The sequence below is a fragment of the Methylocystis sp. genome (genome assembly GCF_051061225.1).
Classification (GTDB): Bacteria; Pseudomonadota; Alphaproteobacteria; order Rhizobiales; family Beijerinckiaceae; genus Methylocystis.
The window spans coordinates 1-17,187 of record NZ_JBPFEB010000083.1; the positions used below are offsets into that span (position 1 = coordinate 1).

At 58.3% G+C, this 17,187-nt stretch carries 15 protein-coding genes; 11 read left to right on the top strand and 4 right to left on the bottom strand.

The genetic code is table 11. From position 1 onward, the window contains the following. Positions 1 to 797: hypothetical protein (locus ACR652_RS14615; protein ID WP_434507208.1), on the bottom strand; the 797-nt coding region annotated here is incomplete at its 3' end. Between the two features lie 311 nt (positions 798 to 1,108). On the opposite strand from ACR652_RS14615, the gene ACR652_RS14620 reads away from it, so the two are divergent. Next, positions 1,109 to 2,419: an amino acid permease gene (locus ACR652_RS14620; RefSeq protein ID WP_434507209.1), complete on the top strand. Its 1,311-nt coding sequence runs from the start codon at positions 1,109 to 1,111 to the stop codon at positions 2,417 to 2,419. Between the two features lie 44 nt (positions 2,420 to 2,463). Here ACR652_RS14620 and ACR652_RS14625 read toward each other — a convergent pair whose 3' ends face one another. Both ACR652_RS14625 and ACR652_RS14630 read right to left on the bottom strand, forming a co-directional pair. Continuing rightward, a complete protein-coding gene (locus tag ACR652_RS14625) occupies positions 2,464 to 3,300 on the bottom strand; it encodes an outer membrane protein (protein WP_434507210.1) in 837 nt (278 codons plus the stop codon). Positions 3,301 to 3,450: 150 nt separating this feature from the next. Continuing rightward, positions 3,451 to 4,146 carry a hypothetical protein gene (locus tag ACR652_RS14630; protein ID WP_434507211.1) on the bottom strand — a complete coding sequence of 232 codons (696 nt, stop codon included), beginning with the start codon at positions 4,144 to 4,146 and terminating at the stop codon, positions 3,451 to 3,453. 156 nt (positions 4,147 to 4,302) lie between these two features. Here ACR652_RS14630 and ACR652_RS14635 point away from each other — a divergent pair, with 156 nt between their 5' ends. The 6 genes from ACR652_RS14635 to ACR652_RS14660 all read left to right on the top strand — a co-directional run bounded on the left by ACR652_RS14635 (position 4,303) and on the right by ACR652_RS14660 (position 11,807). Continuing rightward, positions 4,303 to 4,704, top strand: coding sequence for an HMA2 domain-containing protein (locus ACR652_RS14635; RefSeq protein ID WP_434507212.1), 402 nt, complete (start codon positions 4,303 to 4,305; stop codon positions 4,702 to 4,704). Positions 4,705 to 4,968: 264 nt separating this feature from the next. After that, positions 4,969 to 6,171: a tyrosine-type recombinase/integrase gene (locus tag ACR652_RS14640; protein ID WP_434507213.1), complete on the top strand. Its 1,203-nt coding sequence runs from the start codon at positions 4,969 to 4,971 to the stop codon at positions 6,169 to 6,171. 271 nt (positions 6,172 to 6,442) lie between these two features. After that, a complete protein-coding gene (locus ACR652_RS14645) occupies positions 6,443 to 7,351 on the top strand; it encodes a hypothetical protein (RefSeq protein WP_434507214.1) in 909 nt (302 codons plus the stop codon). A 516-nt stretch (positions 7,352 to 7,867) separates the two neighbouring features. Continuing rightward, positions 7,868 to 8,077 carry a helix-turn-helix transcriptional regulator gene (locus ACR652_RS14650; protein WP_434507215.1) on the top strand — a complete coding sequence of 70 codons (210 nt, stop codon included), beginning with the start codon at positions 7,868 to 7,870 and terminating at the stop codon, positions 8,075 to 8,077. 1,025 nt (positions 8,078 to 9,102) lie between these two features. Next, positions 9,103 to 11,529, top strand: coding sequence for a DEAD/DEAH box helicase family protein (locus ACR652_RS14655; protein ID WP_434507216.1), 2,427 nt, complete (start codon positions 9,103 to 9,105; stop codon positions 11,527 to 11,529). Between the two features lie 98 nt (positions 11,530 to 11,627). Next, positions 11,628 to 11,807: a hypothetical protein gene (locus tag ACR652_RS14660; RefSeq protein WP_434507217.1), complete on the top strand. Its 180-nt coding sequence runs from the start codon at positions 11,628 to 11,630 to the stop codon at positions 11,805 to 11,807. Here the strand turns inward: ACR652_RS14660 and ACR652_RS14665 are convergent. Next, positions 11,792 to 12,181 carry a site-2 protease family protein gene (locus ACR652_RS14665; protein ID WP_434507218.1) on the bottom strand — a complete coding sequence of 130 codons (390 nt, stop codon included), beginning with the start codon at positions 12,179 to 12,181 and terminating at the stop codon, positions 11,792 to 11,794. The genes ACR652_RS14660 and ACR652_RS14665 overlap by 16 nt on opposite strands. A gap of 352 nt (positions 12,182 to 12,533) precedes the next feature. On the opposite strand from ACR652_RS14665, the gene ACR652_RS14670 reads away from it, so the two are divergent. From ACR652_RS14670 to ACR652_RS14685, 4 genes are all read left to right on the top strand, one after another. Then, positions 12,534 to 13,922 carry a S1C family serine protease gene (locus ACR652_RS14670; protein WP_434507219.1) on the top strand — a complete coding sequence of 463 codons (1,389 nt, stop codon included), beginning with the start codon at positions 12,534 to 12,536 and terminating at the stop codon, positions 13,920 to 13,922. A 53-nt stretch (positions 13,923 to 13,975) separates the two neighbouring features. After that, positions 13,976 to 14,383, top strand: coding sequence for a VOC family protein (locus ACR652_RS14675; RefSeq protein ID WP_434507220.1), 408 nt, complete (start codon positions 13,976 to 13,978; stop codon positions 14,381 to 14,383). Positions 14,384 to 14,746: 363 nt separating this feature from the next. Continuing rightward, positions 14,747 to 15,580, top strand: coding sequence for a hypothetical protein (locus ACR652_RS14680; protein ID WP_434507221.1), 834 nt, complete (start codon positions 14,747 to 14,749; stop codon positions 15,578 to 15,580). 494 nt (positions 15,581 to 16,074) lie between these two features. Beyond that, positions 16,075 to 16,893, top strand: a complete 819-nt coding sequence (locus ACR652_RS14685; protein ID WP_434507222.1) for an FkbM family methyltransferase — start codon at positions 16,075 to 16,077, stop codon at positions 16,891 to 16,893. Positions 16,894 to 17,187: the final 294 nt, after the last annotated feature.

Here is a 17,187-nt window from a genome sequence, read left to right on the forward strand (position 1 = left end):
TGATTATAATAGTCGCCGGTCGGCGAGACCCACTGCTTGGGGTCCTTCGACAGCGTCAGCAGCTCGTCGTTCGAAGCCGCCGCGACCGGCGCAGCCGCAGGGGCCGTCGCCGCGGGAGCCGACGGCGCAGCGGGAGCGGCGGCCTCGGCGGGAGCGGCGGACGTCGTCTCGGTCGCCGCGACGGTTTTCACGTGATTTTCGGCGCTTCCCGTCTCCAGCGTCGACGGAGCCGTGGGGCTCAAGGAGTTTCCGGCGCCGAAATAGATCATCGCGCCGACGGACCAGATGGCCGAAACCGTGAGAATGAGGCTGCGATCGGCGGAACGCGCCGCCTCGCCGCGCTTGACGCGCTTGCCGGCATGGCGCGCCTGCAGGGCGGCCAACCAGGCGTCGAAGTCCTGCTTGCCTTCAGCCGACTCGGTCACCAGACGCACGTCGATCTGCGCGGGACCCGCGCCGTTTACTTCTGTCTCGAACTCGTCCAGCGACAGGGCCGAAGGGGTCATGCCAATTTCATCGGCGCGGCGCACAGGGCCCAGCTTGCGCTCGACCGCCGTCTCGAGCACCCAATAGCCGCCTTCGACGCGCGGCTCGACGGTGAGGATCGCCGTCGACGTGACCAGATCATAATCCGTCGCATCCGAAAGATTATGGGCCGCGGCGTCGAACTCCTCTTCGATAATGAACTCCTTGCGAGCTGCGATCGCGAGTTCCGGCGCCCCCCGGGCAGCGTCGATCTCCGCGCGCAAGAGTTGGATGACGTCGTCCGGAGTCAGTTTCAAAACAAAGGTGCTCATTGACGCTCTCTTTTGGGGCCCGCTTTACTTGCAAATACCTTTGCAGCGCGACACGCGCCAAAGGTTTAGTCACTCTAGCTGATGCCTATGCCATCGACAAGTTGACCGGCTGCTCCGGGAGGCGCGCAAGCCCGCGCCCAAGGCGCATGGCCGCGCAGGCGATCCAGGCTGGCGGAGGGCGCGGCGCCAAAGTAAAGATTGTGACAGAAAACTTCTGCGCGCATCGCGCGAGTTTCAAATGTAACGGGAAGAGGGGGCGGGACGTGGAAGAGCATCAACAGGGGTTCAGGCGCAGCCTAGGGGTTCGGCAAATGCGCCTGCTGGCGCTCGGCTCCACGATCGGCGTCGGTCTGTTTCTGGGGTCGGCGTCGGCGATCAAGGTCGCCGGCCCCTCGATCCTCGTCGCCTATCTTCTCGCCGGCGTCATGACCTTCTTCATCCTCCGGGCGTTGGGCGAAATGGCGATCCACCACCCTGTCACCGGCTCGTTCGCGGCCTATGCGACCCGCTATGTCAGCCCGTTTCTCGGCTATCTGGTCGGCTGGGGCTACTGGTTCTACTGGACGATCATCGCGATCGCCGAAGTCACGGCGGTCGGCATCTACATGCAATACTGGTATCCGGGATCGAGCCAGTGGATTTGGGCCTTCTCCGCGATCGCCTTCATGGGGACGGTCAATCTGTTCACCGCCCGCGTCTTCGGCGAATTCGAATTCTGGTTCTCTCTGATCAAGGTCGCGACCATCCTCATCATGATCGGACTCGGCGCCTTCGTGATCCTGTTCGGATTTCCGGGGGAATGGGCGCCTGTGGGTCTCTCCAATCTCACCGGGATCGGCGGCTTCTTTCCGGCCGGCGTCGCCGGCTGCCTCCTGTCGATGCAGATGGTGGTCTACGCCTATGTCGGCGTCGAAATGATCGGCATCGCCGCCGGCGAAGCGGAAAACCCGCAGAGCACCATTCCGATGGCCATCGACTCCTTCGTCTGGCGCATCATCATCTTCTATGTCGGCGCGCTCTTCGTGATCCTGGCGATCTTCCCGTGGAACAGGATCGGAGTCGACGGCAGCCCCTTCGTTCAGGTGTTCCAGCGCATGGGGCTGGAGAAAGCCGCGGGGCTCATCAACTTCGTCGTCATCACGGCGGCGCTGTCCTCCTGTAACGGGGGCATTTTCAGCAGCGGCCGGATTCTCCACACGCTGGCGGAGTCGCGGCAGGCGCCCGCGTGGTTCGGGCGCATCGCCGCGAACGGCATTCCCGTCCGCGCGATGACGATGACGACAGCCTTTCTGTTCCTCGGCGCCGGGCTGAATTATTTCACGCCGAAGGAAGCCTTCGAATATCTGACGGCGGCCGTCACCTTCATCGGCATTCTGATCTGGCTGAGCATTCTCTACACGCACAGCCAGTTTCGCCGGCGCCTCGCCGAGAGCGGCGAGCCCCTTCCGGCGTTTCAGATGCCCTTCTGGCCCGTCTCCAGTTTCGTGGCCGGCGCCTTCCTGGTCGGCGTGATCGTCATTCTGGTCAGCGTGCCCGAGACACGTGCGCCCGTCATTCTCGGACTGGCGCTTCTGGCCCTCATCGCGGCGGGGTTCCGCCTGACGCGAAAGCAATTGGCCTGAGCGGATCAAGACCGGGCGGCGATGGCGCCCGCCCGGTCGACGGCTCAATTGGCGATCGACGACGTCGGGAATGGATTGAACCGCCAGTTGAGGCCCGCGCGCACGGTGTTGGACGCAGACGGCGTCCGTTGCGCGGCGACGAAGGTGAAGGCGGTCGCGTCGCCGACGCTGAATGTGCTCCCGACGTTCTGGGAGATCGGCCCGAGGTCCGTGTAGAGATATTCGACGCGCAGCGACCAGGCTGGAAAGGCGGAGGGACTCCATTCAACGCCGCCGCCGGCTGTCCAGCCTGTCTGGGTCGCGCCAAAGGCGCCCATGCCGCCGAAGGCGCCCGTGCTCCAGACATTGAACACATTGACCGTGTTGCTGACGGAACCATAGGCAAAGCCGCCGGTACCGTAGAACAGGACGTTCGACCACCCTGGCGCGGTCACGCCGACGCGCCCGCGCAGCGTGCCGAACCAGTCGATGAAGCTGGCGCTGCGGATGGTGATGTGATCCTCCGGATAGGCGACGCCGCCCGTCAGATAGGATCGCTGGCCATTGATGTCGGACGCCTGAATATCCGCCTCCGCGCCGACCACCAGCCAGGGGGTGATCTGATACATGTAGCCGACCTGCCCGCCGCCGACGACGCCATTCGCGCCATGGCTCTGGGTCCATGCGCCCATCAGCGTGGCGTTGGATTCGATGGCGGAGCCCCATTCGAGGCCGCCCGCGCCAAAACCGTAACCAATGTTCACGCCCGCGTATACTCCGGTCCAGGAGAAGGCTGGCGGGAGCGCTCTCGGGGCGGCGGCCGGCGTGAGATCGGCTGCCTGGGCCGAGGACGCGGCGACAACCACGACGACAAGCAGAGTGGAACCGGGAAGCTTTTTCATCTGCGCGCCAAATCCTGCCACTGGGAAGACGATTGCAACAATCCCGGCGATTCGGCGTCTTTGGTCAACACGCGGGACCAGACCGCGCGGCCTTTCGGCCGGCCTGTTGCCCGGCGGCCACAACTCTTTCGTAGAAATGCGGAATATGCTTCAGGCGACTGGATGTCCCCGGCCTTGCGCTTCCGCGCCATCCGGGGGCGGGGACGCCGGCGGCGCGCCGTCGTCCTCAGCAAAGTAACGCTCGTCGCCATTCCTGATGACGGCCTTGGCGCGCCCCATCGTTTCCGGCTTGGGAGCGACTCCGCAAAACCCCGCGATCTGCTGGACGGCGAAGCCCGGGTCTGAAAGGCATTTCTCGTAGGACAGGAGCAAGGCGGGAGACCGGCTGTCCTCCAGCCGCTTGAGCGCCTTGATGTAACTGCGGGCGGCGAGCGCGAGCGCCTCCTCGACGCCGATGTTCATCGCGATATGATTTCGCAGCGCGATCGCAAGGATGTCACGAAAAAGGACAATGACCCGTGGATTGCGGATGTGCTTCTCCCAGGCGGGGAGCTGGTCGCGGAATCCGGGATTCTTAAACCCCCAGACGCTGTAGCGGGCGTCGCGCAGGCGACAGAGCCTTTCGAAACCCGCCTCGTCGCCGTCCTTGACGCATTGCTTGATATCCGCGTCTTCATTGGTTCGTGTCGTCAGGCTGTCCCCCATGAAGACGCCTAGTTCGGACAGCACGCGGGACACCATCGTCGTGCCCGATCGGCCCAAACCGGTGACAACGACAGTCGATTCCGCCTGAGCGGGAGTCGGGCGGATGATCCAGCAGCCGGTGTTCAGGCCCAAAGACTCCATGAGGGTCAAATCCAGAGAGAAAGCTTGACCGTCACAGTAACGGATCCCGTCAGAAAGGCAACTCCCTGTAGCGGCTGGAGAAAGAACCGCGTCCACCCCGGCCACAGGGGCGCGCGGTCACGCAAACGCCATGTGGCGTCGGTAAAGGCCAGCCCGATGTCGGCAAACCCTGGAACAATGGCCCTCTATCTCCACCACGTGCCGGGGCGGCTTCGTGTCTGCCTGAGCAAGCTCAAGCGCTCCCCCCGGGCCGTCGCGCCCCTGACTCGTGAATTGCTGGCGATCCCTGGCGCGGAGTCCGTATCCGTCAGCGCTCGTACCGGCAGCGTCACGATCCGCTATCGACGGGATGTCTTCGACGCGGAGGACCTCTGGGCGCGACTGCATGCGCTCGGCTTTCTCGATCGGTCCGGCGCGCCGGACTGCGCGTCCCCGTCGGCCTCGACGGACTCCCTCGCCGCGCGCGCCGCCTCCGCTGTTGGCGAAGCGCTTGCCTCGGCCGCGATCAGGCATGTGCTCGACCGTTCGACCTGGTCGCTGATCAAGCTCCTCGGCTAGCCTAAACGATTCGGGATGACTACGGGCGAAGCGCGCGTTGCGCCAGCGGAGCGCCGATGGCGCGCGGCCGATCGGCTCGGCAGCGTCTTGAAGTGGCGGAGAGGGAGACCGTCGAACCATCATCCGACAAAATCCGAGGTCATTCGACAACTTGTTGTAACCTTGCGCCTTATGCCGCTTAATCCTCCACCCTTGTCCCGCAATGTCTGCTACAATCCGCGTATAAAAGTAAGTGCGAAAGTAAGCGTACTTCGCGAGGCGGGGATGGCGAGCAGCAAGTTATCGGCGCGAAAGGTGGAAACGGCCAAGGCTGGCAGGCACGGGGACGGGGCCGGGTTATGGCTGGCCGTTTCCCAAACGGGAGCCAAGCGCTGGCTCTACCGTTTTACCATCGACGGGAAGGTTTCTGAGCTTGGCTTGGGAAGCTACCCTACCGTCTCTCTGACGGAGGCGCGGGATAAGGCGGCCGAAGCCCGAAGAATTCATAAGGCTGGCAAAAGCCCTGTTGAAGCAAAGCGGGAAGGCGCCAAGGCCGAAGCAGGCAGGCCCACATTCGGCAAGGTCGCCGACGATTTCCTCGCCGCCAAAAGCTCCGAGTGGCGCAACCCTAAGCACCGCGCCCAGTGGGCCATGACACTCGAACGCTACGCCGCCCCACTCCGCTCTCGGCCTGTGGATGCAATCGACACCGAGGCCGTTCTGGAGGTGTTGACGCCGATCTGGCAGAAAACCCCTGAGACGGCTTCCCGGCTACGCGGGCGAATCGAAGCTGTGTTGGATGCGGCGCGCGCACGCGGCTTTATTCCTAGAAACGAGGCGAACCCGGCGAGATGGCGCGGCCATCTCGACAAGCTCCTTCCGAAGCGGACCAAGCTGTCTCGCGGCCATCACGCCGCCATGGCCTACTCCGAGGTCCCCGCCTTCATCACCAAGCTGCGAGACCGGGACGCTATGGCGGCGCTGGCGCTCGAATTCACGATACTGACGGCCACTCGCTCCGGCGAGGTTCTGGGCGCGCGATGGGGCGAAATCGACGCGGCCTCGAAGGTGTGGGCGATTCCAAAGGACCGCATGAAGGCCGGGCGCGACCATCGCGTACCGCTTTCTGGTCCGGCGCTGAAAATTCTCGCAAAGCTCTCGGAGACCCGCAGAAGCGAATTTGTTTTTCCGGGCGCGCGCGCTGGTCGCCCCCTGTCCAACATGGCGATGGAAATGGTTCTGCGCCGCATGGGGCTCGACGGCGTCACTGTTCACGGGTTCCGCTCCGCCTTTCGTGATTGGGCTGGCAACGAGACGCATTTCGCGCGCGAGGTCGCCGAAGCGGCCTTGGCCCACGTCGTCGGCGATAAGGCCGAGCAAGCCTATCGGCGCGGCGATGCACTCCAAAAGCGTCGCGCGTTGATGGAAGCTTGGGCACAACACTGCGCGCATATAGAAGACAGCACAGAAGCCTCACGATATCCTTGAGTAGCCGCCCTGTAGCAACGGGCAGCCGCCTTGCCGCCTCTCTCTCCTCGGGCTCACAACAGGCGGATCGCGAGCCGGGAAGGCGCTGGGGTGAATCGCCTCCTCTCAAACGTCCCTCCCCTAGGGCGCCCCCTCACTCCCGCAAGCCTCACGAAGACGAAAAATACCTCGCTGCGCCTTATTTCCCCCGCGTCAGAATGATGATTTTGTAAATGCTGATCCAATTGTAACTGAGGCTTGACCGCAAAAGCCTTATGTGTAGGAACAGTGAATGGCCAGCACAGCAGCCACCTCCGAGTTCGTCGAATACGTTATGCAGCGCAAGTGGGGGGTAACGCGCGCCTCCTATGAGAATTGGCGCGGGAATCCACTGCGCTATCGGTTTCATGGAAGGCAAGCATTGGCCCATCATACGGCGGGATACAGGTCCGTGTTAGAGAGGATGTCGCCAACGGAACTGCAAAAGACCGTTGGACAGATAGTGAAGAACAAGGCCCCCGAGCAACGGCCGAAGGACGCGTTCGAGGATCCCATGCTCTTTAACGCCCTAGATGCGACGGCCGACTATCATCACTGGAGTAAGATGGAGTTTTGGACCCTCGATGAGGCGACCGCGCTCTCCTTAGACAAAGAACCGGAAACCGTAACTTTTGAGAGCCTTCGAGAGTCGGATGAGCGCGCGCCCTTCGCTCGTGATTACCTCAAGCGCCGGAATCTCCTGATGCGGGTGCAGGAAGCGGGAGTGCTCAATTTTCCGGTTGTGCCTAGTGACTTCGTCAACTGGTCTGAAGCCAAGGAACTCCAGCTCCCTGAGGAACTCACCAAGTTAGTTCATAAGACAGCAGGTTCTGTCGAAGATCGCAAGCGGCTGATAGCAGAACGGGACGCGCTTCTCGCGGAAGTGGATCAACTCAAACGAAAAGGAGCGCATAAACGAGCGTCGGATCTGACCCACAGGCTGAATACCCTCCAAAAAATATTCCTTGGAATGACGATCAGGGGTTACGCCTATAACCCGTACGCGAGCGGGAACAAAGTAAGCAAGGAAATAGAGGGCGACCTCGAAAGTCTCGGCATCCGAGTTACATATGACACGATTACAAAGCATCTAAAGAATGCACGAGAAGACGTGGAACTGCATCCAGAGGCCGAAGCGGAACTCAAAGCCATGCTCATATAAAGACGCCTCCAGCGAGTGAGGCATGGTGTCCCAATACGGTGGACTCCGCGTCGCCCCGCGCACAAGCACGTCCTCCGGCTCATACGCAGCGCATGCAACACCTGTCGCGTATGAGTCGGGAGTTTCACATGTGGACTCGCATCTTCACTGTGCCGCATGCCGCCATTACCCATCACCGCTAGTGCGTGCAGCACGCGCGCCTCTGGCGCGTCACATGCATGCTGGCGAGAGCCTGAGAAGCCATTGCATCGAAGTCTTCCCTCGATTTGATCCTCGTTCCCATAGATGACCTTTAAAGGTCGCGGTGAAGCATCGGGCGTTCAGCAAGTTCATAGGACCCAACCTCTGTACAATTGGGTTTTACTCCTTCTGCTTTCGCATTCATAATTTCCTTAATCTGTCAAGTCTTCCCGGGTGAAGGGCACCGAATTCGGTTTCGTATCTGACCGAATTCGGCCAAACCCCTCCCGCCTCGACATACAACCGCTCCGAAGCTGGTCTTCATAGGAGCCGTTGATGTCTACATTAGATTTCCGCTTTCCCGCCACGGGCTTCCTTCGCCTGTCGGCGATCATCGCGCCTAACGGCCCCATTCCTGTCAGCAAGAGCACTTGGTGGCAGGGGGTGCGCGACGGGCGTTTTCCTAAGCCCGTAAAACTCGGCCCGAGAACGACCGCTTGGCGTGTCGAAGACATTCTCGCCCTCATCGCTCGGGGGGACTTATGATGTCATACGCGGCGTGCTTAAAGGCGAACAGCGACCCCAAACTTATGGCTCACGTAGAGCCTCACCTTGAAGGATTGGAGGTTCTTCCACCATGGCCCTACCTAACGTATTCTTCCGCAACCCCGGGTGCGAAAGAAATCTTCCTTGCTCCTGTCGTTGGGCTTATCACTCTAGCGACTGCATTCCATGAGATCGGCCATATCAAAACATGGCAAGAGGGTGTGCGAGACAGGATGTGGCACGAAGAAAGGGCGTGGGGATGGGCAAGAGAGAACTGCCCGTTCTGGAACAAACGAACAGATCGGTTCGTCTTTTATTGTCTACGCTCCTACAAGCACGGCCCGAGTAAAACTGGGCGATGGGCCGAACATGAATACACAAGGATGTTCGTGAATGAACTCAGGGATGCAGGATTTCCGCCTGATCTAGTCGGCCCAATCCCGCCTCGTCCAAAACTTTCAAGGAGAAAATCACGCCGTCCGTCCAAGGAGACCTTCAAGCCCCTTTGAAAGATCGCAGGCTACGTCGCAAGGGAGGTGCAGTGTGTATCTGCATCTCCCTCCATCCCCGCCATCAGGCGAGATATCGACTGCCGAGCGACGGAAGCTCCTTAAGCCTCAGGATTGTCTCTCTCTCGTCTCGCTCGTAGGCGACAATCCTGCGAGCGATAGACTCACGAATGAATTGGCTTCTCGTGTGACCAAGTTCCTCAGCCGCTTGCGTCAGCTTGCTCATTGTCTGCGTATCGAGCTTGAAAAGAATCGTTTCTGGAAATTTCGTTCTCATTCCTATCAGCCTCTTGCCTTTCCCTTGTTCAGCTAGCCTTAAAATCCAATGCGTTCAGCACATCCAGCTATGAGACGCGCACTTTCCGAGCGGCTGCATTGTGCATTTCATCCATCATGGGCATCCAACTCATATAAATAGGCGTATACCTCTATGTGCAATTGGTGACGCATTGACTGTTGCAACCTAGAGGATCAACACAAAGGGTATAAGCGTATTTAGCGTAGGAGTAAGGTCCCGTGTTTGATTTTGTCGCATCCCAAAAAACTATCAAGTTCGTGTCGGCGCCCTGTGGCGCGGGTAAGACTTACGCCACCTGCGAGTTCATCGCCGACAACTTGTCTGAGGCTAACTACCTCTACGTCGCGCCGTCGCTGGTGTTGCTCGAACAGACAAGACAGACGCTTGAAAGCTTTGGCGTGAGGCCGACTGTCATCACCTCCGAGACACATCCGAACCATGTCAAGGAGACGATTATGGGATTCTTGAAGAAGAGTCCTCATCCCGGCGAGACGCTCCTCATCACGTGGAGTTCCTACATTGAGCTTCCCTACTTCAACCGTCGGGAGAACTGGGAAATCTTCATCGATGAAATCCCTCAGCTTGATCGCTTTTATGACCCGGCGCTGCCACGGAATCTTCGCTTCATCACTGATCACATCGACCTCAACGAGCGCACCAGCAACGACAAGGTCGCAGCTGTTTCAGTCAAGGACCCGAAGGCCCTGAGAAAGCTTTTGGACGGCGTTATCGATGACGCCGAGGAGAAGTTTCGCAGGTTCTATGGCGATCTTCTCTCCCCCAACACGAAATTGTTCGTAGACCTCAACTCGTGGAACCGGGTGGTTGAAGAAAGACAGGTTTCTGAGCGGGAGGACTCCAACCGGATTTTCTTCCTCTCCATGCTCAACTTCGAGCCCTTTCGGGGAGCGACCCTTCTCGGCGCGAATGTGCCAGACAGTCTCGTCTATCGCTGGCTGACGGCCTACCATGAACGGCTTTTTGTGGAGCACAAGGACATCGCCTCCCGGCTTCGAATTCTCCCGAGGGACTCTCGATTGAAGATTTCCTACTTCATCCCCGGGCGGTTTGCGAGCAAGCACCTCTATGAGCAGAGGTCCCCTTCCGGGAAAAGGATCATCGACGAGATGGACCGTCTCGCCGCCGAGACGTTTGGATCGGAGCCGTTTCTCTTTGTCGCCAACAATGGCAGGAAATCCGCTCTCGATGGAAATCCTCTTGTGACCAAGATTCCTGTCGTCTCCCATGGACTGAACAGCTACGACGACTTTTCTCGTATTTATTTCTCTCCAGCACTGAATCGCCAATCCGAGCACTTCAGGATGATGACAGCCGTCGGCCTCCATTCGACTCATGTTCACATGGCGACTGCTCACGAGGTTCTCTATCAGAGTGTCTTGAGAACCTCCCTGCGGAATCCAGAATCGAAAGAACAGGTCCATGCCATTGTCCCTGACGAGATGTCGGCTGGGCGTCTGGCGGAACTCGCCGGTGCATTCGAGGTCAGGCAGATCGGCCCTGTCATGGCTCCGCCCCTCATGCCCCTGACGCCCACGCAGAAGGATCAGCGTCATAAAGCCCGTAAGACCATTCACGCGATCTTTAAATCCGGAAACCGTACCGAATCCATGTCTGGAAATGTACCTAAAAACCAACCATCTCTCTTGTACAAGGACCAAGGTCGGAATCTAGGTCACTTTCTCGATTCCGATAATACCGCCTCGCCCTCCCGGGCGGGCAATGCACCTTCCTGCTTTGTGACCCTGCACAAGGAGAAGGACGCGTTCGAGCGAGACGACTTCTTTCCTTGGTATGGAACCATCGAGGAATTTTTGCAGTTCTTAAGGGAGCAGCATAAGGCGGTGATCGAAGAAAAATCCGAGAGCGTTTTCTTCAATCCCTGTCTGTTTGATCCGCCTGAAGGAGCAGAAGGATATCGCCGGAAGGATTATTTCGTCGCGTCATCTATGATGGTTCTCGATTTCGATGGCGGCGACCTTTCCCCGGAAAAGTTCGAGGAAATCTTCTGGAGCAAGGCGCGCCGTGGCCAGAAGAGGAGTTTCGCGATCTGCAACTCCTTCTCCCGATCCGAGAAGCTTCCCAACAAGTTCCGGGTGTTCATGTTCTATAGGAGACCTGTAACCTCGTTTGAGCAGCATCTGGCCATTTACAACGCCATCGTGTCGCGACTTGAAGAGAACGGCTATACAGCCGCCTCGGCGAAGCTCGATAAAGCCTGCAAGGCTGGGAACCAGTCCTTCTACCTGCCGTGCACGAATCGGCGCTCACAGGAGTGGGCTTTCTTTCGCACACATGGGACGAAGACGGATGAGCTTAACCGCTGTAGCTTCGACCCCGAGTTGTTCGGCAAGACGGTGAAGCCAGTCGCGCCAAGGGCCCCGAAACGTGCAGTCGCTGTCCCCAACGTCACCCCCGAGCAGATTCACGCCGTGACAGAAAAGCTGTCCATGATGGCCGAAGACAGACACGGTGAGGTTTTCGACGCTGGATTGAAGCTTGCTCTTCTTGGTCTTTCTCAGGTCGAGATTGAAGCGGCGCTCTACGCCACTGTTGGATCGGAGCCTCACATGAAGAAGAAGGTCCCCGACGTGATCAAGTCGCTGAAGAAATATGGGCGACTGTAGGCGCTCCGCCCCGAGGAGGGGTGTTCTGCCACATCCGAATATATAGACGCATAAATAGACTCAAGGATCAAAGGAGGTCCCAAACCAAGGAGGAAAAAATGAAGGCTATCGAATACGTCGAGTACACGCTGTTGCGCACGCGGCTCTCGATTCTAGACAAAAAGCTGCCCGACTATAACGACTTTGAAGAAGTCGAATTTTCCCTCAAGGAAGTTCAAGACATCGACGCGCTTATATCCTCGCTTCAGTCCATCAGGAAGGTCTACGACGAGCAATGAGAAACCCTGTGCCGTGAATCAGCGGAGGCAGCGCTCTTTGCGGGCGAAGGCCGCGTGAGCAGGCCGAGTAGCACGCGGCCGCCATACAGCGGCAACAGCGGTAGCATGTTGAACACGACCAGAAAGACGTTGATGGTGATCGAGTTATTCAGGTTGCCGACGATCCGTGAAGCCGCGCTGTTCGGGACATAGACGATAAGATGGGAGAGCAAGGCCGCCGTCACTGCAATCAGGATGTTCATCGCTGGCCCTGCGGCGGCCGCCCAGATCATATCGCGGAGCGGGAGACGAAGGTTCTGAAAGGCGACGGAAACCAGCTTCGCATATCCGAAGAGGAATGCTGCGAGCGACACCAGCAGCAGCGCCAACAGCAAGATGGTTTCGAAAAAGATCGTTGTGCTTAAGCGGCCTGCCCCTGCCAGAGGCCGTGTCGTCGCTGGAGAGATGCGCTACATATCCATGCGCCGCCTCGTGCAACGTGATCGCAAGGAGGATAGGGGATCGCCCACATCGAGGCGGTAAAAATATCGAAGGACGGCAAGGGCGGTCGTCTCCTTAACTCATCGCTTGTCTGACGATTATGGGCGAGCCGTCCACGGCTCCAAGACACAGAGAAGCGTAAGGGAGCGAGGGAAGGGTTTGCCGTCCCGCTGACGCTAAGAGACATCCTTGACCCCCGGGCGCGTATCGTTAGCATCATCGGTGTTTGGATTTCCCGGGGGTGCTATGGTGCGCGTCGTTCCCTTGTTTCTCGCCATATGCGTTCTTATCGCGTCCCCAACTGTCGCGCGCGCTGAACAGTTTGGGATCACAGCCAACCCTGACAAGCGGTTTGCGGTAGACGGCCTCGCCGTTGGCGGGTTGGTCGCTCCCCAATCAAGCGCCTACAGGGCGTATAAATGCAGAGCCAGCGAGAATTATCCCGGCTTCACTCGATGCGTGCGGCACGAGAGCAAGGCGCTTCGTGGAGAGAAGGTCGATGTTACAACCTCCATCCTCCATTCTGCCGATGGGGTGGTCGCCTATATCAACCAATCGATCAAACCCGCCCACTTCTCTGTGCGTGACATTGAGCAGGAGCTTTCTCGCCTCTCAGGCCGGTTCGAGGTCTCACCGCAGATCAAAAAGCTCACGGACGGTCCCGGCGGGGTGATGGCGCTCATCGCGACATGGAACGATATTCAACTCCAACCTCTGAGCAGGAGCGATTTGAACGTCCTTGCGCATGGCGGCGCGCCCCATGCGGGTATCCTTGTCGATCTTCTTGGCGACTTTCACCGGTCGGCGCGCATGAACTTGCCGGTTTACAAGGTTGCCGGTGGCAAGGGCTTTGTCTGGGCGGCAAGTTTCGACCAGCAGGGAACCGGCAATCTTCGTTTCTTCGCAATGGACCCATATCTGCTTGAGGCGCATGCGCCACCATCGCCCCCGGTCGCAGCCACCGAACCCAAGGAGCCGATACCGGGCGCATCCACTCAGAGGCCGGAGGCTCGCGAGTCCACCGGTACAGGCTTCTTCGTTTCTGAAGGCTTCGCAGTCACCAACGCCCACGTCGTGGAGGGGTGCTCCACTGCTCAAGTGACGCCGAGCCTTTCTCGACAGGAAGCGGCTTCCGTTGTAGCCAGAGACACGGCGAACGATCTGGCGCTGTTGAAAACAGCCGGTAAGACAAATATCCCTGCATCCCTTCGTAGCGGTGTGCGGGTTGGTGAAAGCGTCTCGGTATTCGGCTTCCCCCTATCTGGCATCCTTGCAACCGGGGGGAACTTCACGACAGGAACCGTTGCTGCCGCCGCAGGCTTGGGCGACGACACGCGTTATCTGCAAATCACTGCGCCCGTTCAGCCCGGGAACAGCGGCGGCCCTCTGCTGGACCAAGATGGCAACGTGGTCGGCGTCGTCGTCGCAAAGCTCAATGTTCTCCGGGTTGCACAAGCCACAGACGACATCGCGCAAAACGTGAACTTCGCGATAAAGGCGTCGTTGCTCGCCAATTTCTTGGACGCCAACGGAGTCCCTTATTCGGTTGGCAGCCCCTCAAAGACACACCTTGATGCGCCTGAAGTGGCCGCTCGCGCAAAGACCATGTCGCTCTTTATACGATGCTCACCATGACAGCGATTGGCCGGTCATGAATGCGCCTGAGACGAACCAGCGGAAAGACAATCATGATCCACATCCGGGAACTTGATCACCTCGTCCTGCGTGTGACCAAGCTCGAAGCCATGCTCGCCTTTTATTGTGACGCTCTCGGATGCGCCATTGAGAGGCGCTTGGACGACATCGGGCTGGTTCAGTTACGGGCCGGGGGCTCGCTTCTCGACCTCGTGCCGGTGGATGGAGAGCTAGGGAAAGCCGGAGGCGCCGCACCGGGCAAGGAAGGAAGAAATCTCGATCACTTCTGCTTCCGGGTCGATCCCTTCGACGAGGAAGCCATCCGGCGTCACCTCGTAGCCCATGGGATCGAGGCTGGAGAGACGGCCATGCGTTACGGGGCCGAAGGCGTTGGTCCTTCGATCTACGTCAAGGATCCTGAGGGCAACGTCGTCGAACTCAAGGGCCCTCCAATCGACTGAGGTGAGGTCTCTCGACAGCGAAATCCTCCTTAATTCCAACTCGCTATCTACCCTAAATTGCACGGAACCATCCTCGTGTGTTGGCGTTTCTCTGACACGACGACATTGTCCTTTCACTCTCTCGAAATCGTAGGATTCCCCAAAAGGAATGGATCATGACTCATTCGTGCTGTGTCTCGGAGCCATTTCGCCTCCATCAAGCTTCATAAGTTAATCCCCTGCGAAGCATTAAGCTCGGCTCCCGGTCTCGAAAGACTGCGGTTGCGCGTGCCAGCTTGGGGAACAATAAGGGTTAGAGCCTTGGCTGATTGCACTTTCTAGGCAAAAAGCTTCACCACTAGTCGCAAGTCTAGGAGAAAACCCATGGCCGAGCATGAAGACGTTAGTTACCCTCAGGGGGCTGATAAAAGGTCTCTGGAAACTGGGCATGCACGGTCGATAGAGGAACACGAGGCAAGGTTCGCAGCGGCTCATCACAGATTTTTGCGTGAATCGGAGTTAAAAGGCCACGCGCTGAAAGCGTCTCTCGAAGTTCTCAACCCGGATCGCAAGCATATCGAAGCAACCGTTGGAGAAGAGTACGCGGCAGGACGGGATTACGTCCGAAGATTGAAGCTGTCTCCAAAGCCACCCACGCCAAGGCACAATCCGGTTCGATACCCACCGTATGATTTCAGCTGGTCTGGAATCAACTGTGGTGGGATTGATGCTTGCAAGCTTTACGGGCCGAACAAGAGCAGCGGAGAAATAGGCGCCGATCTATTCACGTCAACAGCCGGTGGAGCGTCGTCTGGAGCCTATGTCGGAGACTGGTTTTATTCGCAATCGGAGGATACATGGAGCGTGTCGCTTCAAGCTTATGTCTGGGGCGCGGGTTATGTGGCTTCGGCTTTCGGCTATGCAGCCGCCTACGCTGGCTTGCAACTGTTCGTTCGAGATCACTCGACCGGTGATGTTTACGTGACAACCACTGACGTTTACAATAAGTCGGCTGACGGTTTTGGGTTCGATATCACTCGCTTTGACGGCAACCTTGTGTCGGCGCTGTATTACGTTCCTGTGCATGCCGATTCGTGGTATGAGGTATGGGGCGGCGCCGTGCAGCACGCATACGCAGGCGGTGTAGTAGCCGACGCCGTCACAAACTTTGACATGTATATCTCACCTATCGCTGCGAGTGGGATAATAATTGTTTGATCAGTCTGGGTGGTTGCGAGGAGGAATTTTGACTTCCTCCAGAACTCTGACCTCAGGCCGGTTACGCGGAATTGCCCACCCACCGCGACTGCGGTGGGTCGGAAACCGACTGGAGAGATTTTCACACGGAACTTGGTTTGACAAACAGGCACCTTGTTGAACGATGCTTCGGAAATCAAGACAAGGGCTCGCGCCCACACCAACCTGCTGCTTCCCGACAAGGTGGTTTTCGCGTCGAGGTCGCCATCCTCTCGATGGCAAACAGAGGCCAAAGCAGACACGCGCGCTCGACGATTTCACTGATTGACGATGAGATGCGCCACACACATGGTTGAACGGCGTCTCGACGACCTTCTGTTGAACCAGTTGAGGGCTGGCCGCTCTCTACTCGACTTCACGCCAGTGGAAGGCACGATAGGGAAGACCGGCGACTCGGCGCGGAGGGGGATTTTCCTTTCAGTCTGCGACGGAAGCACGATCAGTGAGGAAAAGGCGTGTTTGAAACCAAACTCCCCAATGGTCGTCGAGTTTTTTGTCCAAATCCCATGGAGGTCTCGATCATATACGAGCAGACCAAGTCCTATTTTCATCACGGCTTCAAGGTTGACGAAGGCGACACGGTCTTCGATGTGGGCGCAAACATCGGGCTGTTCTCGCTAACCGTGTGCGATTGGGGTCTTCGACCCGTGAGGTTATTCGCCTTCGAGCCAATCCCGACTACGTTCGAGGCGCTGAGGGCGAACGTTGAACGCTATCAGTTGCGTGGTCTTGTTCCTGTGCGATGTGCCGTTTCACGAGGAAGCGGTATGGGAATGTTCACGTACTATCCTCTGGCCACCGCGATGTCGTCTGCTTATCCCTGCGATGCCGATTCCGCCGACCTACTGGAGCACGCCTTTCCTGAGATTCTTCAACACTTGCCATCGTTTCTGCGATGGATTGAGTGCCTGCCGTCAAGACCACAGGCTGCGGTTATAAAGCTGCTTTTGAAAATCATCCTTCATGGGCGTCGTGTTTCTTGCCAGACCATCTCACTCTCAGACGCGCTCCGCGAGCACGACGTAGATAGGGTTGATTTCTTGAAAATCGATGTTGAGAAGGCGGAGCTTGAAGTCCTACAGGGCCTAGAAGCGCAATACTGGCCAAAGATTCAAAAAATTGTGGTCGAAGTACACGACATAGACGGGCGGCTGAATGGGGTAGTGGATATGCTGCTCGCGCATGGTTTCCAAGACGTCATCTGTGAGCAAGAGCCCGAAATGAAGGCATTTGAAGTCTTCACAGTTTTTGCAAGGCGCAATGTTGCATCGTGACCAACGAAACGATGACAGGCTCGCCTCTAAAACAGACTGTTGCCCGGCACGTTCCGCGTTCGGGGCTGAACGGTCGAGCGAAGTCTCGGAGACAGCTTGATACGGTATTGGCTGACTTCTGGCTTCTGGACCTTTTGTCAAAGGATCACGGGCAAGCGAAAGCGCCACCTTAGCGGTAAGGAATCGTGGTGGCGCTTCGTCGGCTATCGAGTTCAGTGATCCCTGATCCTCGGCCCCGGAAGGCTTGATCAAAGCTTGGACGACTCCGCTCCACGCAGACTGGATGCAAGAGGC

Excerpts from the sequence above, each read along its gene's own strand:
- ACR652_RS14620 (WP_434507209.1), top strand. The coding sequence starts at position 1,109 with ATGCGCCTGCTGGCGCTCGGCTCCACGATCGGCGTCGGTCTGTTTCTG.
- ACR652_RS14625 (WP_434507210.1), bottom strand. The coding sequence starts at position 3,300 with ATGAAAAAGCTTCCCGGTTCCACTCTGCTTGTCGTCGTGGTTGTCGCC.
- ACR652_RS14630 (WP_434507211.1), bottom strand. The coding sequence starts at position 4,146 with ATGGAGTCTTTGGGCCTGAACACCGGCTGCTGGATCATCCGCCCGACT.
- ACR652_RS14635 (WP_434507212.1), top strand. The coding sequence starts at position 4,303 with ATGTCGGCAAACCCTGGAACAATGGCCCTCTATCTCCACCACGTGCCG.
- ACR652_RS14640 (WP_434507213.1), top strand. The coding sequence starts at position 4,969 with ATGGCGAGCAGCAAGTTATCGGCGCGAAAGGTGGAAACGGCCAAGGCT.
- ACR652_RS14645 (WP_434507214.1), top strand. The coding sequence starts at position 6,443 with ATGGCCAGCACAGCAGCCACCTCCGAGTTCGTCGAATACGTTATGCAG.
- ACR652_RS14650 (WP_434507215.1), top strand. The coding sequence starts at position 7,868 with ATGTCTACATTAGATTTCCGCTTTCCCGCCACGGGCTTCCTTCGCCTG.
- ACR652_RS14660 (WP_434507217.1), top strand. The coding sequence starts at position 11,628 with ATGAAGGCTATCGAATACGTCGAGTACACGCTGTTGCGCACGCGGCTC.
- ACR652_RS14670 (WP_434507219.1), top strand. The coding sequence starts at position 12,534 with ATGGTGCGCGTCGTTCCCTTGTTTCTCGCCATATGCGTTCTTATCGCG.
- ACR652_RS14675 (WP_434507220.1), top strand. The coding sequence starts at position 13,976 with ATGATCCACATCCGGGAACTTGATCACCTCGTCCTGCGTGTGACCAAG.
- ACR652_RS14680 (WP_434507221.1), top strand. The coding sequence starts at position 14,747 with ATGGCCGAGCATGAAGACGTTAGTTACCCTCAGGGGGCTGATAAAAGG.